The following is a 15,377-nucleotide window of genomic DNA, read 5'->3' as shown; positions in this document are numbered from 1 at the left end:
ATGGAAATTGAACAACAAGTCGTCGAACTCGCCTATGCGATGGACACATTTTACTTTCTGGTGGCCGGTGCACTGGTGATGTGGATGGCCGCGGGCTTTACCATGCTCGAGGCCGGGATGGTGCGCACCAAAAGTGTCGCCGAAATCGCTACCAAGAATATCGCCCTGTATTCGATCGCGAGCATCATGTACATGCTGATCGGCTACAACATCATGTACGGCGATGGCCTGAGCTCCGTGATCCCGAGTATCGGCTTCCTGATCACGGGCGATAACGCGGTGGGTGACGTGCTGGGTAGCAATGGCGACATCTACTACTCCGATCGTGCCGACTTCTTCTTCCAGGTCGTGTTCGTGGCCACCGCGATGTCCATCGTCTCGGGTGCCGTGGCCGAGCGGATGAAGCTGTGGGCCTTCCTCGCCTTTGCGGTCGTGCTGACCGGCTTCATCTACCCGATCCAGGGCTTCTGGAGCTGGGGCGAGGGCTTCCTCGACCAGATCGGCTACCTCGACTACGCCGGTTCCGGCATCGTCCACTTCACGGGCGCCGCCGCGGCGCTGGCCGGCGTGCTGCTCCTCGGGGCACGCAAGGGCAAGTACGGCAAGGACGGCCAGATCAACGCGATCCCGGGCTCCAGCATGCCGCTGGCCACCCTCGGTGTGCTGATCCTGTGGCTGGGCTGGTTCGGCTTCAACGGCGGTTCCGAGCTGAAGGTCTCGGACATCGAGTCCGCCAACGCCGTGGCTGCCGTGTTCGCCAACACCAACCTGGCTGCGGCCGGGGGTGTGGTCGCCGCTCTGATTACCACCCGTCTGGTGTTCGGCAAGGCCGACCTGACCATGGCGCTGAACGGTGCAGTCGCGGGTCTGGTGTCCATCACCGCCGAGCCGCTGATGCCCAGCCCGTTCCTGGCGATGATCATCGGTGCCATCGGTGGCGTGATCGTGGTGTTCTCGATCGTCGCGCTGGACAAGCTGAAGATCGACGACCCGGTCGGCGCGATCTCCGCGCACGGTACTGCCGGTATCTGGGGTGTGTTCGCGGTGCTGCTGTCCAACCCGGACGCGACCTTCGTCGCCCAGCTGCTGGGTCTGCTGTCCATCTTCGTGTTCGTCTTCGTGGCCTCCCTGATCGTCTGGGCCATCCTGAAGGCGGTAATGGGCATCCGCCTGAGCGAAGAGGACGAGGACCTGGGTGCCGACATCACCGAGTGTGGCCTCGAGGCCTATCCGGAGTTCACCGGCAAGCAATAAACCCGCGTTAACCTGAACCGGGGTCGGGCCGCTGGCTCGGCCCCGATATCGTCTCCTCCGACGCCGACAAGACAGTCTCCCGGGACTCGGATGTTGGCCTTTGGGCGCCCCTCCCAGGGCGCCTTTTTTTGTTTACAAAGCTGTGGGAGCGGGCTCGCCCGCGAAGCCCTGGCCCGCGCCGGACCGCGCGGTCGACATCCGCAGAGGTAACCCGACCCAGCCGACCGCTCTTCTCGCAGCAAGCAGCGCCTTCCGGTCCGGCCATTCATCCCGCTGCCCCGGCTTCGGTTACGATCGCCAGTTCGTCGCCTCGGAACCCTGTCGCATGGATCGCCTTCTGGACGTTCGCCAACTGAAAACCGCACATCTTGGCCCGCTGGACCTGGCGGTTCAGCCGGGCGAGTTGGTGCAGATCACGGGCGCCTCGGGTTCCGGCAAGTCCTTGCTGCTGCGGGCCCTGGCGGACCTCGACCCCAACGCCGGCGCAGTGACGCTGAACGGGGAACCGCGCGATTCCATCCCGCCGGTCGAATGGCGCCGACGCGTGGCGTACGTGCCGGCGGAGACCGCCTGGTGGGGCGAGCGCGTAGACGAGCACCTCCCGGCCGATTTCGCGCGCCCGAAGGCGCTGCACCTCCTGGAACAAGTGGCCCTCCCGGAGGAATCACTGCGCTGGGAGATCGAACGTCTCTCCAGCGGCGAGAAGCAGCGCCTGGGCCTGGTGCGCGCGCTCATGAACCAGCCGCGTGTCCTGCTGCTGGATGAGCCCACCGCCAACCTGGATCTGGAGAACACTAAGCGCATCGAGCGCGCCGTGCGGGCGTATCTCGCGGAGGAAGAAGCGGCGGCGCTGTGGGTCAGTCACGACACCCTGCAACGCCAGCGCCTTGGCGGCCGCATCCTCACGATCCGCGACGGACAACTGGAGGCGCCGGCATGGACCTGATCTCGCTCTCCCCGTTCGATCTGACGCTGGCCGCGCTGCTGGTCGTTGCCCTGGCCGGAGTGACGGTCTGGGCACGCATGGGCCTGGGGCGCAGCCTGTTGATCGCCGGGGCGCGCACCGTGATCCAGCTGCTGCTGGTCGGGCTGATCCTGCAGACGCTGTTCGATCACGCCCAGCTCGGCTGGGTGGCGCTGATGGCCGTGGTCATGCTGGCGGTGGCCGGCTACGAGGTGATGGCGCGCCAGCAGCGCCGTTTCGCCGGGCTCTGGGGCTACGGGATCGGCACCGTCACCATGTTCATCTCGGCGTTCGCGGTCACGGTGCTGGCGTTGACCACCATGGTCGGACCAACCCCCTGGTGGGAGCCGCAGTACGCGATCCCGCTGCTGGGCATGCTGCTCGGCAACACCATGACCGGCATCGCGCTGGGGCTGGACCGCCTGACGCAGACCGTCTGGCGCGAGCGCCGCACCATCGAGGGCCGGCTGGCGATGGGGGCCTCCTGGAGCGAGGCGGTCACGACCATGCGCCGCGAGGCCGCGCGCTCCGGCCTGATGCCGACCATCAACGCCATGGCCGCCGCCGGCATCGTCAGCCTGCCGGGCATGATGACCGGCCAGATCCTGGCCGGCGCCCCGCCAGTGGAGGCGGTCAAGTACCAGATCCTGATCATGTTCCTGATCACCGCGGGCACGGGCTTCGGCACCCTCGGTGCGGTCTGGTTCGCCTCCCGCCGCCTCTTCGACACCCGCGAACGCCTGCGCCTCGACCGCCTCAAGGCCGGCCGCCACGCCTAGTCACGAGCTCAATGCACCCTGCGGCGTTTGTGGTGCCCGTCATCGCGAGGCGCGCAGCGCTGTGGCGATCTCCGTGGGCGGCCCTGACGCCGGCCGGGGCAGACGTCGGGGGTTTCGTTGGGAGATTGCCACGGCCCATGCGGGGCCTCGCAATGACGGGTTATTGAAGGGCCCCGCCAGGGGCCTGGCGCGCGATCAGGCGAACAGCTTGCGGCGGAAGAACTCCGGAGTAGCGCCTGCCGCGCGGTGGATCGCGGCGTTGTAGTAGTGCGTGAGAAACGGCAGCTCCTCGGCTGCCTCTTCGCGCAGGAACGACACCGGGCAGTCCTTCGCGGCGATGGTGCAGGTCCACCAGCCGGAGGGATAGGTCGGTTGCGGGAAGTGCAATGCCAGGGCGTCGATGAAGTTCGCCGCGCGCAGGCTGTCGTGCATTGGGCGGATGATGCTGTCGGTGTGCAGCAGCGGTGATTCGCTTTGCTGCACCAGCAGGCCGTCTGCGCCCAGGGCCTTCACGCAGTCCTTGTAGAACGCGGTGGAGAACAGCCCTTCGGCCGGGCCGACCGGGTCGGTGGAGTCGACGATGATCACGTCGATGGAGCCGGGGGCGGCGTCCTTCAAGTACTGCACACCGTCGTCGAACAGCAGCTCGGCGCGCGGGTCGTCGTTGGCGTCGCAAAGCTCCGGGAAGTACTGCTCGGACAGGCGGGTGACGCGCTCGTCAATATCCACCTGCACGGCGTGTTCGACCTCGTCGTGCTTGAGCACCTCGCGCAGGGTGCCGCAGTCGCCGCCGCCGATGATCACTACGTTCCTCGGCGCGCTGTGCGAATACAGCACCGGGTGCGACATCATCTCGTGGTAGATGAAGTTGTCGCGGCCGGTGAGCATCACGCAGTCGTCGATCACCATCAGGTTGCCGAAGGCCTCGGTCTCGTAGATCTCGATCTTCTGGTACGGGGTCTGCTCTTCATGCAGCTTCTGCTTGATGCGCAGGGACAGCGCCATGTCTTCGTGCGGTTCGCTGAACCAGTTGTTGTCGAGTGCCATTGGCGGCTCCCCTTGCCGGTGCGGTGGACGGTATGATGCGCCGCTATGATAGTGCCCTGTATCCTGCGGGCAACTCTGCTCTTCTCGTCATTGCGAGGAGCCGCAGGCGGCGACGTACAAAAGCAGCGAAGCTGCGTTGAACGGCCGCCGGCCGGCCCGAAGGGCGAGCGTAGCGAGTAATCTCCTGAATGAGGGCAGTGCGGTTGGTTGCCCTGATCGCCCCTGGTGTTCGGGGGGATGATGAAGGCGATTGCCACGTCGCTTCGCTCCTCGCAATGACGGGACTTTCCTAGCTTTTGAAATCCGGGAACATCATGACCGTTACGCCCTGGAATCTGGACGAGGCCCGTGCCACCTACGGCATCGACCACTGGAACGGTGGGTTCTTCGAGCTGAGTGCGGCGGGACATGTGGTCATGCGCCGTCCGGACTGGCCGGAGCACCCGGGGGTGGATCTGTACGACCTGGCCAGCCGCCTGCGCGAGGAGCATATCGGGCCGCCGGCGCTGGTGCGTTTTCAGGATGTGCTGGACGGGCGGGTCCGGCGCCTGGCCCGGGCCTTCGCCAATGCCGCCGAGGAGCTGGATTACGCCGGCGCATTTACCGCCATCTATCCGATCAAGGTGAACCAGCAACGCTCGGTGGTGGATTGCATCCTGGCCGCGGGCGATACCCCGGACGCCGAGGGCTTCACCCCGCAAGTGGGGCTGGAGGCGGGCAGCAAGCCGGAACTGATCGCGGTGCTGGCCCAGTCGCGCCCCGGGTCGGTGATCATCTGCAATGGTTACAAGGACCGCGAGTATGTGCGCCTGGCGCTGATCGGACGCCAGCTGGGGCATCGCGTGTTTATCGTGATCGAGAAGCCCTCGGAACTGGAAGAAGTCATCCGCCAGTCGCACGAGATGGATATCGCGCCGTTGTTGGGGTTGCGTGTACGCCTGGCCTCGATCGGCAAGGGCAAGTGGCAGAACACCGGAGGCGAGAAGGCCAAGTTCGGCCTGTCCGCGGCGGATGTCCTGGGCATCCTGGAACGCCTGCGGGGTCTCGACTGGCTGGATCGGCTGCAGCTGTTGCACTTTCACATGGGGTCGCAGATCGCGAACATCCGCGACATCCAGAACGGGATGGGCGAGGCCGCCAGTTATTTCGCCGCGCTGACCGAGGCGGGCGCCGCGCTACAGGTGGTGGATGTCGGTGGCGGGCTGGGGATCGACTACGAGGGCTCGCGCTCGCGCAACGAGTGCTCGATCAACTACTCGGTGGAGGAGTACGCGCTGAACATCCTGCGCCCGCTCAAGCGCGTCTGCGACGAGCATGGCCTGGCCATGCCCGAGGTATTCAGCGAGTCCGGCCGCGCGCTGACCGCGCACCACGCGGTGCTGATCACCAACGTGATCGACTGCGAGCCGGCCCCGGGGGATGGCGACGTGCCGCCCGCGGAGGATGGCGAACTGCCCGAAATCGCCGCCATGCGTGCCCTGCTGGAGGACGGCGAGCGCCCGGCCTCCGAGATCTACCACGATGCCGCCTACGGCCTGTCCGAGGTACAGGCGCGTTTTGCCCGGGGGATGTTGTCGCTGGCCGACCGCGCCCGCGCCGAGGCAATCTACTTCGCGCTGTGCCAGCGCCTGCTGGCGCAGCCGGAGGCTTTGCCGGCGGAGATCCACGCAGAACTGACGGACAAGCTGGCGGACAAGGTCTTCTGCAACTTCTCCGTATTCCAGTCGATCCCGGACACCTGGGCGATCAACCAGATCTTCCCGATCGTGCCGCTGCACCGGCTGGACGAGCGGCCGACTCGGCGCGCGGTGCTGCAGGACCTGACCTGCGATTCCGATGGTCACATCGAGCACTACGTGGAGCGCGAGGGCACGCACACCACGCTCGCCCTGCACCCGTGGAACGACCGCGAGCCGTACTATCTTGGCATCTTCCTGGTCGGCGCCTACCAGGAGATCCTGGGCGACCTGCACAACCTGTTCGGGGACACCGACACCGTAAACGTGGAGCTGCTGCCGGAGGGCGGCTACCGGCTGGTCGACCCGGAGCGCGGCGACACCGTGGACGAACTGCTGTCCTACGTGCACTTTGCCCCGGACGACCTGCGCCGCGCCTTCCGCGCCAAGATCGACGCCCTGGGCCTGCGCGGCGGCGAGGCCGGGCGGCTGCTGGCCGAACTGGAACAGGGCCTGACCGGATACACCTATCTCGAGGACTGAACCGATGCAGTGCTATGTCTACCGCGCGACCCGGCGCGCCGATACCTATGTCTACCTGCCCGAGAAGGACGACTTCTCCGAGCTCCCCGATGGCCTGACCCGTGCTCTGGGTCGCCTCGAGTTTGCGCTGGAGTTCGAACTGACGCCGGACCGCACCCTGGCCCAGGAAGACCCGCAGCAGGTCCTCGCCAACCTCAAGGAGCAGGGCTTCCACCTCCAGTTCCCGCCCCCGGAGGAAGAAGAACAGGTCCCCGGCGCCTGAAGAAACGCGGATTCATCGGCGTTTCCCAACGGCACACGGATGTGCCGCCGGCCTCGGCCGGAGGGCCAGCCTCCTACAGTTTGGGGTTGCCCGTGCGCCGGGGTAACCAAGGCCTTGGGGGCAGCTCTTCCCGTTTCCGGGGTCTCGACCTGCCGTGCAGGAGGCCAGCCCCTGGCCGATCACGACGCAGGACCGGGCACCATTCGCCGGGCGCTGTCCCAACGCCGGGGCGGGTCCGGGCGCCGGAGCGATGCACGCCGTCGCATCGGCCGGAGGGCCGGCCTCCTACAGTTCGGGGTTGCCCGTACGCCGGGGTGACCAAGGCCTTGGGGGCAGCTCGTCCCGTTTCCGGGGCCTCGACCTGCCGTGTAGGAGGCCAGCCCCCTGGCCGATCACGACGCAGGACCGGGCACCATTCGCCGGGTGCTGTCCCAACGCCGGGGCGGGTCCGGGCGCCGGAGCGATGCACGCCGTCGCATCGGCCGGAGGGCCGGCCTCCTACAGTTCGGGGTTGCCCGTACGCCGGGGTAACCAAAGCCTTGGGGGCAGCCCGTCCCGTTCCCGGGGTCTCGACCTGCCGTGCAGGAGGCCAGCCCCTGGCCGATCACGGCGCTGGACCGGGCACCATTCGCCTGGCGCTGCCCCAACCCGGGGTATCCCACCCGACCGGCGTGGCGGCAGCGCCTTCTCGCGGTGACGGGAAAATGACTCGGCCATCGCGCGGCCCGAAGGGGCTTTGCCTGCACCCGCGACGCGGAAGAAGCAACGCGCGCGGTCAGAGTCCTGTATAGTAGCCGCCCTTTTTCCTCAGTATCAGAGTTCTCGCGTTCATGACCGAAAAGCTTCGCAACATCGCCATCATCGCTCACGTCGACCATGGCAAGACCACGCTGGTGGACCAGCTCCTGCGCCAGTCCGGCACCCTCGACGAACGTGGTGATCACGGCGAGCGGGTCATGGACTCCAACGCGATTGAACAGGAACGCGGGATCACCATCCTCGCCAAGAACACCGCCATCAAATGGCAGGACTACCGCATCAACATCGTCGACACCCCCGGACACGCCGACTTCGGTGGTGAGGTCGAGCGGGTGCTGTCCATGGTCGACTCGGTGCTGCTGCTGGTGGACGCGGTCGACGGCCCGATGCCGCAGACCCGCTTCGTGACGCAGAAGGCCTTCGCGATGGGCTTCAAGCCGATCGTGGTGGTCAACAAGGTCGACCGCCCCGGCGCCCGCCCGGACTGGGCCGTGGACCAGGTGTTCGACCTATTCGACCGCCTCGGCGCGACCGACGAGCAACTGGATTTCCCCATCGTGTTCGCCTCCGCGCTGAACGGCTTCGCCGGCATGGATTCCAGTGTCACCGAAGGCGACATGACCTGCCTGTTCGAGACCATCGTCGAGCATGTCTCGGCGCCGAACGTGGACGCCGACGGCCCGTTCCAGATGCAGGTCTCCTCGCTGGACTACAACTCCTACCAGGGTCTGATCGGCATCGGCCGCGTGAAGCGCGGACGCATCAAGCCGAACACCCCGGTCAAGGTGGTGGACCGTGAGGGCAAGGTACGTAACGGCCGCATGCTGCAGATCATGGGCTTCCATGGCCTGGAGCGTGTCGAGGTCGCGGAGGCCCGCGCCGGTGACATCATCACCTTCACCGGCATGGACGAGCTGTACATCTCCGACACCCTGTGCGACCCGAATAACGTCGAGGCGATGGAACCGCTGACGGTGGACGAGCCGACGGTGACCATGACCTTCCAGGTCAACACCTCGCCGTTCGCCGGGCGCGAGGGCAAGTACGTGACCTCGCGCGTGCTGCGCGACCGCCTGCTGGAAGAGCTCAAGCACAACGTCGCCCTGCGCGTGGAAGAGACCGACGACGCTGACAAGTTCAAGGTCTCCGGGCGCGGCGAACTGCACCTGGGCATCCTGATCGAGAACATGCGCCGCGAAGGCTACGAGCTGGGCGTCTCGCGCCCGGAAGTGGTCATCAAGGAAGTGGATGGCGTGAAGCAGGAGCCCTACGAGGCCGTCACCGTCGACGTCGAGGAGCAGCACCAGGGCACGATCATGGAGAAGCTCGGCGAACGCCGCGGCGACATGACCAACATGGTCCCGGACGGCAAGGGCCGCGTGCGCCTGGACTTCATCATCCCGTCGCGCGGACTGATCGGCTTCCAGACCGAGTTCATGACCGCGACCTCCGGCACCGGCATCCTGCACCACATCTTTGACCACTACGGCCCCTACCAGCCGGGGGCGGTGGCCTCGCGCCAGAACGGTGTGCTGATCGCCAACGCCGCCGGCAAGGCGCTGGGCTTTGCCCTGTTCAACCTGCAGGATCGCGGCAAGCTGTTCATCGGCCCCGGCGACGAGGTCTACGAAGGCATGGTGATCGGCCTGCACTCGCGCGAGAACGACCTGGTCGTCAACGCGCTCAAGGCCAAGCAGCTCACCAATATCCGTGCTGCCGGGACCGACGAGAACATCCAGCTGACCCCGCCGATCCGCATGACCCTTGAGCAGGCCATCGAGTTCATCGACGACGACGAACTGGTCGAGGTCACCCCGGAAAACATCCGCATCCGCAAGAAGTTCCTGCTCGAGCACGAACGCAAGAAGGCCGCCCGCGCCGCCTCGGCATAAGGCCTACGCCAGCGCCCCGTCAGTGGGCCAGGCAAAAAGAAGCGCCCGGTCGGATCATCCGCCGGGCGCTTTTTCGTGTCATGTCCGCTGGAACCAGGTTCTTTGCCACCCCGGGAATTGCAAAGCGTTTATCCGGGACCTGTATGTGGTGCTCCGCCGAGGGGCAACGTAGGCAAGGTTTCCCAAACAGCTAGCAGCCCAACGTGACGGCCGCTATTGCGGGCCTCACTCATCCAGTTGCCGCAGTAAACTGTCCAGTTCTCGCGCCATAACCGGGACGTCGGTCGTGGCAGTGCTCCAGACAATACGGCTATCGATCTTGGCATAACCATGGATCAACAGGTTTCGCAGATCCACGGCCGCCCTCAACTGTGGAATCTGTCGGGCCAGATCGGGATCCGCCTTTTCCAGCTGCCCCAGCGCCTCGCCCAGAATCTCCAGCTGCCGCTCAACGGCGGAGCGCATCAGGTCGCTGGCCATGTAGCCATCTTCGTTTGCGTCCTCCACGAATTCCGCCACGCGTCTCGCGGCTTCACGTGCATCCCAAACGTAAGCACGCGGATCACGCCGCATGGACCGCTTCCCGGGTTCGCTCGATATCCGCGAGGACATACGGATTGCTCACGCTTTCCGGCGTCACCAGGTCCACGGGCCGTCCAAGAATGTCGCTCAACTCTCTGCGCAGACCGAGGAAGTGTTCCAGGGACAATCTGGTCTGATCCGGCCCGAATTCCACGAGGAAATCCACGTCCGAACGTTCAGGGTCGAAATCTTCGCCGCGAGCTGCAGATCCGAAAACGTCGAGCCGCGAGACGCCGAAGTCACGGCATACCGATTCGAGGGCGCTGCGATGTTGTTCAATCAATGGATGCATGCCCGAGCCTCCTTCCGGAATACGATACGACAGTCACGCCCCAAGCGCAGCCGTCGAACAATTTGAGAGCTCTGGGGGCGACCAATCCGGGGGCAAAAGGCGAGCTCTGACCCCACGCGCGCGAACGCAAGAAGGCCGCCCGCGCCGCCTCGGCATAAGGCGGACGCCAACGCCCCGCCAGTGGGCCAGGCAAAAAGAAGCGCCCGGTCGGATCATCCGCCGGGCGCTTTTCCGTATGTAAAGGCAGCTTGCTTCTTGCGGGGTCTCAGGCAAAAGACAAGCTCTGCCCCCTCTCGCAGACCACAAGAAACCCCGGCGCGAAGCCGGGGTTCGAAGGGGAGAAATAGACCTGCCCCACTTAACTCCCCTCAGTTTGGAGTGATGCAAAGCTCGATGACGTCGATGTCTGCCTCCGGAGAGGGGAAGATGATCTCCCCTACGTCGGGAATTCTCCTGAATTCAATGGTGGTTCCGTCAATCTGGTTGCCTTGGCGACTGAAGCTTACACTGCCATGTTGCCCGATTTCTAGCTCTGCTTCTTCCGAGCCGTTGCAAGCATAGACCTCGTTGGCGTTATCTTCGTTGGGGATTAGTTCCAAGTCCGCGCGCCAAGAAGACGCGCCTTCTGGCACATCCACCTCGCAGGCCACTTCGGCAATTCCCCCCTCCTCTAACCACTCGTCGGAGGGTGCGCACTGCATCGGCGCATCTTCGTCCTGCCCGCCGCCGCCGGGGCCTTCATACAACAGCTGTTCCATGATTTCTTCGACCCCGAGCCCAGAGTCTTCAGACTGGAAGCGGAGGATGACATCCGCTGTTTCAGTTCGTGGACCGACGTCGCCGTCATCCATGCACAGGCCAGGTCCTCTCAGGCAGACATTACGCCCGGGGTTGGCGTGCTCCGCGATGCCGAAAATGGATCCGGAGAACTCCGAGGAAAACTGAGTGGGAAGGTCATCAATCTTGGCGTCGCATGTCTTGATGTTGCCCCGTAGCGATACCCGAAGAAAATCGTGCCGTTCCATGAAGAGAGGATTGTTTCCGTCTCCAAGCCCTTCGCTGCCGGTGACCTGGCCGTCAGACCCCTCGATAAAACCCCGGTAGCGCCGGATCGCGCTGCGCTGAAAGTCAGCCGAGTCCCAGTCTCCATACTCCAGGTCACCTTCACCTTCAGGATCCCCTAGGCATATGCCCGATTCCAATTCCGATTCTTCGCGAAGAATTCCGATGTTTCCGAACCAACCCTGCCCGAAAAAACAGACGTAGTTGAAGTAAGGTAGTGCTTTGTCCCCGAAGGCTCGGCTGTTGCTGCCGAACTCCGTGTCGCAGAACGCAGCATCCGAGGAAAGGACGCGCCAGACTTCCGCGGTATCATCTTCACCGCCTTCCAGAAACACACGGCCACTGATTGATCCGAGCGCGGCGTTCCTGGTCGTCAACAGGGCTTCTCCATCACGGACGACTTGAAAGACTCCTTCTTCCTCGTGGAGATCGACATCAATGCGATCGGCAAGGTCCAGGAGCCGTTCGCGATCTTCCGGGGCCAGGTCGGCGTCATCCAGCCCGGTGTCGAGTACACCCCGTCCGTCATCGCCGGTGGTAGCGCGGCCGGTGGGGCGTGCGATGGGGTCTTCGCCTTCGGAGAGGCGACCCTTGGCGATGTTGGTCGTCAGCCGGGGGTCCATCCATGCGACGCTGCTGGATATGTTGACGCTCTGTGGATCGCCTCGGGCATCGGTCCACTCGACGCGCATCTGAACATCCAGGCGATTTTGCTCGGTGTCATCGTCCCAACCAACGGATGGCGTTATCGTGAATTCCGCGTTGGTTCCGGTCCGGGGCTGTGGGCCAGCATCCGCGAGCAATTCAAAGTCACCGCGGTTCATCGCGCTGCGGAGGCGTTCGATCTCTCCCTCGGCGAGCTGGACTGCCTCGGTGCGTGCCTTGCTGTCGGCGGTGCTGAAAATGAGGTCCCCGTACAGCTTGGCAATTGCCAGGATGCCCAGGGAGATAACAGCCAGTGCGATCAGGGCCTCGATCAGGGTGATTCCGCGCTGTGTAGTGATGTTCGGGCTGCTGTTGTGCATCTTTTTGTCCCACTTATTGGCAGTAGATCCTGGCGTCGCTAGTCGTTTGTCAGGGCTGTTCATGTGCCCAGTCGCGCCAGGTTCCGCTGACTACACCCCGGGCGCCCACATTGCCCGCGCCGAACGCGCTCTCGGGATCGAAAATAAAGTAGGGGCTGCCGCCGATTCGGGTCGTTCCTTCGATGATTGCAGCGCCGAAGTTGTTGAGCGTCCCGCTACCTCGCAGGTCGCCGGCTACATACAGCACGCCATAGATGTCGACGTTCCCTGAAATTGTAAGGTCGCCAGGTGCGACCAGAACCACCGGCTCATCACGGCTCCCAATCGTCAGGTTGCCGCCGAGTGAGGCATCGGTGCTATCCAGCCAGATGGCCTGCCCCTCCATCCCGTCCAGTTGATCGAAGTCGTCGATCACCGTGGACTGGCTCTTGTAATCCTCGCGGGTCGCACCCATGAAATTCTCGAAATAGGCGTCACCGCCTCGAGCTTTCAGGCTGTCGAGCGTTAGGTCGGCATCGACGACATCCGGACCGAGCACGTTTCTGTCGGTAGTCCTGGTATAGAACTCGCTAATGTCGGGGTTTCTCATGTCATCAGTGACGCGCCCGATATCTGTCGGTGGCGTGGCCGATTGATTTCGGACATAAGTGGTACCCGGGTTGCCGGTGACATCCACCGCGTTGCCAGTCCAGATGGTGAGGTTGTTGAAGTAGTTGAAGACCCTCGCCGCACCATTTGTGTCAACGCCGGAGAGTGATGTCAGCGGGTTGGTGGGTGGGTCGGCCAGCGAGGGACTGGCCTGCATGGCAACCGATATACCTTTGCGCGCGGACAAGTCGTCACTCCAGCCACAGGAGAAAACAACGGCTTCGCGGGTATTTTCTGCCGACACCCCGGGAAAGTCGGCTGGGTCTTCCGGGCAGGCCTCAATCTCGTCGTCGGGCGCCAAGAATGTAGCGCGGAAAGAGGCGTTGTTTTCGTCGTCACCATCGAAGGCATGAGTGATTGGCCCGGAAGGTAACCCCTGGCCGCTATTAAGGCGCGCCGTCGCGAACTCTACGCCCGCCTGGGCAGCGCTTGCCGCGTGCTTCATTCGAAGCTCGTTGGCGGACATTCGCTGGTCCAGGATTGCCGTCTGGGCCGCGAAGATCACCATGAGCGTGATCGCCACCAGGATGACCACGGTGATCAGAAGTGTCGCCAGGCCGCTTTGGCGTTGACGGCCAAGGCGGCCTGGGTGCGTGTGGCGTGAGCTCATCAGTTTGTCCCGTGTGTCACTCTGCGGCATAGACGTGGTCATTTCGCACCGCGACACTCTCCTCGAGCTGGATGCGTGTATCTGGGTTCTGAGCGTGTTCGGCTGTCAGCGTGATGTTCACGCGGCGTTTCTCGATCAGGACGTCTCCACTGCTGGCGGTTGCGCAATCGGCATCATCGTCTGTCGTGTTCAGGCAGAAGGTCTCGAGGTCGAATTCGAGAGAGGTCACGTTGGTGGTATTGGGGTCAGTAAGGCTTGCCCACGGACGGTCGGGGCAGTTCCCGGTGCTCGTGGTTTGCGACTCGTTCGTCAGCAATTGAATGGCATTCCCGTTTAGGCGGTAGCCGAATACATACTGGACTTCGGCTGCATCCAGGTCTGACAGGTCTCTGCTCATGCTGGAGGGGTCAGGTGGATATCGGAACGTGGGGTCGTAGCTCAGCATGAGGCAACTCCCGCCGTGGATGCCGATATTCAGGTCAGCGCTCATGAAGGGGTTGAGTGGGAGGCCAGTGTCCGGGTCTTCATCGATACGGTTCGGATGCGGAAATGCATATCCGGCGCGCCGGATGTCGTTGACCATCAGGTCCATCGCAATGCGCGTTTCCTGGGTGACCCGCGTTTCCTGTGTTACCGCAATGGCCCCTCGAATGGCGGTGACGTAAAGAGCAATTACAGCGGCGATCACGATCGTGCCAACGAGGATCCCGATCATGAGTTCGATCAGTGTGAAGCCATCACAATGCTGTCGTGGCGCCCGGCTCGAATGAGCGAAGCTCCTTGTGCGCTTATGGTTCAGCATTGGCTATAAGCTCCCATCGCGCGCCCGACGCCGCATGCGCTCGGCCGGCCAATCAGGTTGATCCGCACTTCCATGCCGAAGCTATTGGGACTGGAGGTGAAAACCATGTCTTCCGGGTCGCCGCCAGATACGGTGCCGCGGACATGATCGAATCGGAGTTCCTGGCCTCCTGCCATCGAGATATTTCGGAATTTGTCGGAATGCGTTGTGCGCAGGACGGGAGAGTCGCCGCCGGCCATTGTAATCTCGCACGCATCCCCAGCGCCCGCCGGCTCGAAGCAGTTACAACCGGCCGCCTGCGAGATGCCATGGCACCACTCATTCCCATCAGTCTGGCTGACGAACCAGATGTCGCGCCCCTGCTTGATGGCCTCGGAGCGCGCAGTCTGAATCTGGTCGAGGGCGCTCTCGGTTGCGCCGATTACGCGCCGTTGCTCGGCTAGGTTGAAGGCGGGGACGGCCAGTGTGATCAGGATCACCAGGACGGCGATGGTGATCATCAGCTCGATCAGGGTGAATCCGGACTGTCGGGAGGTTGCGGCCATGCACGGGTCCTGTTCGGAGTGCCGGAAGGTGTCGACTCCCATTATACGGTTTGGGGTATGTTGGGCATGGCGCACGGCTACCGCTCACGGGGCGAAAGAGACCCTTCGTCGATCTGGAAGGGGGCGAGTGGCTCGGCTTGTGGTGGAATCGGGGGTAGCCGTATAGCTGTTCCTAGAGGGAGAGATCGGGATGGACCAGACAAAACGCCGGATGGCCGGATTTACGCTTATCGAGGTGATGATCGTGGTGGTGGTGATCGGAATCCTCGCGGCGATCGCCTATCCCTCGTACCAGAACTACATCCTCAAGTCACAGCGTGCCGATGCGCACGATGCGCTGCTCCGGATCCAGCTAGAGCAGGAGAGATGGCGGGCCAACAGCGATACATACGCCACCATGAGCGAGCTGGGAGGGTCGGGAGATTTCAGCAATGAGAATTACACCCTGAGTATCACCGGCCCTGATGGCAGTGGCTCACCGAGCGGCACCGGTTACCAAGCGGTAGCCACTCCTCAGGGGCGTCAAACCAATGACTCAAGGTGTCAGACGATCACCCTCACAGTTACCGGCGGATCGGCCGAGCGTGGTGGGACTCCAGGGGAGGAGGAATGCTGGTGAGCCGGGCTGTCGAGCA

At 63.8% G+C, this 15,377-nt stretch carries 14 protein-coding genes; 7 read left to right on the top strand and 7 right to left on the bottom strand.

Going from position 1 to position 15,377, the window contains the following annotated elements; all coding sequences use genetic code 11:
• The 3 genes from C995_RS0100845 (at position 1) to fetB (ending at position 2,997) form a co-directional block, all read left to right on the top strand.
• On the top strand, positions 1–1,254 hold the full coding sequence (locus C995_RS0100845; protein ID WP_018863124.1) for an ammonium transporter: 1,254 nt from the start codon (positions 1–3) through the stop codon (positions 1,252–1,254).
• Between the two features lie 325 nt (positions 1,255–1,579).
• Entirely contained in the window at positions 1,580–2,200 is a 621-nt protein-coding gene (locus C995_RS0100840) for an ATP-binding cassette domain-containing protein (RefSeq protein WP_018863123.1), read from the top strand.
• Complete coding sequence (gene fetB, locus C995_RS0100835; RefSeq protein WP_018863122.1) at positions 2,191–2,997, top strand: iron export ABC transporter permease subunit FetB; 807 nt, start codon at positions 2,191–2,193, stop codon at positions 2,995–2,997. The genes C995_RS0100840 and fetB overlap by 10 nt, the downstream gene beginning before the upstream one ends.
• 195 nt (positions 2,998–3,192) lie before the next feature.
• Here fetB and speE read toward each other — a convergent pair whose 3' ends face one another.
• A complete protein-coding gene (gene speE, locus C995_RS0100830) occupies positions 3,193–4,044 on the bottom strand; it encodes a polyamine aminopropyltransferase (protein ID WP_018863121.1) in 852 nt (283 codons plus the stop codon).
• A gap of 314 nt (positions 4,045–4,358) precedes the next feature.
• Here speE and speA point away from each other — a divergent pair, with 314 nt between their 5' ends.
• The 3 genes from speA (at position 4,359) to typA (ending at position 9,176) form a co-directional block, all read left to right on the top strand.
• On the top strand, positions 4,359–6,263 hold the full coding sequence (speA, locus tag C995_RS0100825; protein WP_018863120.1) for a biosynthetic arginine decarboxylase: 1,905 nt from the start codon (positions 4,359–4,361) through the stop codon (positions 6,261–6,263).
• 4 nt (positions 6,264–6,267) lie between these two features.
• Positions 6,268–6,525: a YcgL domain-containing protein gene (locus C995_RS0100820; RefSeq protein ID WP_018863119.1), complete on the top strand. Its 258-nt coding sequence runs from the start codon at positions 6,268–6,270 to the stop codon at positions 6,523–6,525.
• Between the two features lie 830 nt (positions 6,526–7,355).
• A complete protein-coding gene (gene typA, locus C995_RS0100815) occupies positions 7,356–9,176 on the top strand; it encodes a translational GTPase TypA (RefSeq protein ID WP_018863118.1) in 1,821 nt (606 codons plus the stop codon).
• A 225-nt stretch (positions 9,177–9,401) separates the two neighbouring features.
• Here typA and C995_RS0100810 read toward each other — a convergent pair whose 3' ends face one another.
• From C995_RS0100810 to C995_RS0100785, 6 genes are all read right to left on the bottom strand, one after another.
• A complete protein-coding gene (locus C995_RS0100810; protein ID WP_018875235.1) occupies positions 9,402–9,749 on the bottom strand; it encodes a DUF86 domain-containing protein in 348 nt (115 codons plus the stop codon).
• The gene (locus tag C995_RS0100805; RefSeq protein ID WP_018138981.1) at positions 9,739–10,050 is read right to left on the bottom strand and encodes a nucleotidyltransferase family protein; all 312 of its coding nucleotides are present in this window, start codon (positions 10,048–10,050) and stop codon (positions 9,739–9,741) included. Before C995_RS0100805 ends, C995_RS0100810 begins: the two co-directional genes overlap by 11 nt.
• A 368-nt stretch (positions 10,051–10,418) precedes the next feature.
• Positions 10,419–12,137 carry a prepilin-type N-terminal cleavage/methylation domain-containing protein gene (locus C995_RS13665; protein WP_018863117.1) on the bottom strand — a complete coding sequence of 573 codons (1,719 nt, stop codon included), beginning with the start codon at positions 12,135–12,137 and terminating at the stop codon, positions 10,419–10,421.
• Positions 12,138–12,186: 49 nt separating this feature from the next.
• Positions 12,187–13,425, bottom strand: coding sequence for a PilX N-terminal domain-containing pilus assembly protein (locus C995_RS0100795; RefSeq protein ID WP_018863116.1), 1,239 nt, complete (start codon positions 13,423–13,425; stop codon positions 12,187–12,189).
• A complete protein-coding gene (locus C995_RS0100790) occupies positions 13,412–14,197 on the bottom strand; it encodes a prepilin-type N-terminal cleavage/methylation domain-containing protein (protein WP_081618856.1) in 786 nt (261 codons plus the stop codon). Before C995_RS0100790 ends, C995_RS0100795 begins: the two co-directional genes overlap by 14 nt.
• A complete protein-coding gene (locus tag C995_RS0100785; protein ID WP_018863114.1) occupies positions 14,191–14,742 on the bottom strand; it encodes a Tfp pilus assembly protein FimT/FimU in 552 nt (183 codons plus the stop codon). The genes C995_RS0100790 and C995_RS0100785 overlap by 7 nt, the downstream gene beginning before the upstream one ends.
• A 190-nt stretch (positions 14,743–14,932) precedes the next feature.
• Between C995_RS0100785 and C995_RS0100780 the strand changes: the two genes are divergently transcribed.
• Positions 14,933–15,361, top strand: a complete 429-nt coding sequence (locus C995_RS0100780) for a type IV pilin protein (RefSeq protein ID WP_018863113.1) — start codon at positions 14,933–14,935, stop codon at positions 15,359–15,361.
• Positions 15,362–15,377 lie beyond the last annotated feature (16 nt).

It is taken from the genome of Thioalkalivibrio sp. ARh3 (genome assembly GCF_000377265.1).
Classification (GTDB): Bacteria; Pseudomonadota; Gammaproteobacteria; order Ectothiorhodospirales; family Ectothiorhodospiraceae; genus Thioalkalivibrio; species Thioalkalivibrio thiocyanoxidans.
The sequence above is the reverse complement of the archived record's forward strand: the minus strand, read 5'-3'. Positions and strand labels throughout refer to the sequence as shown.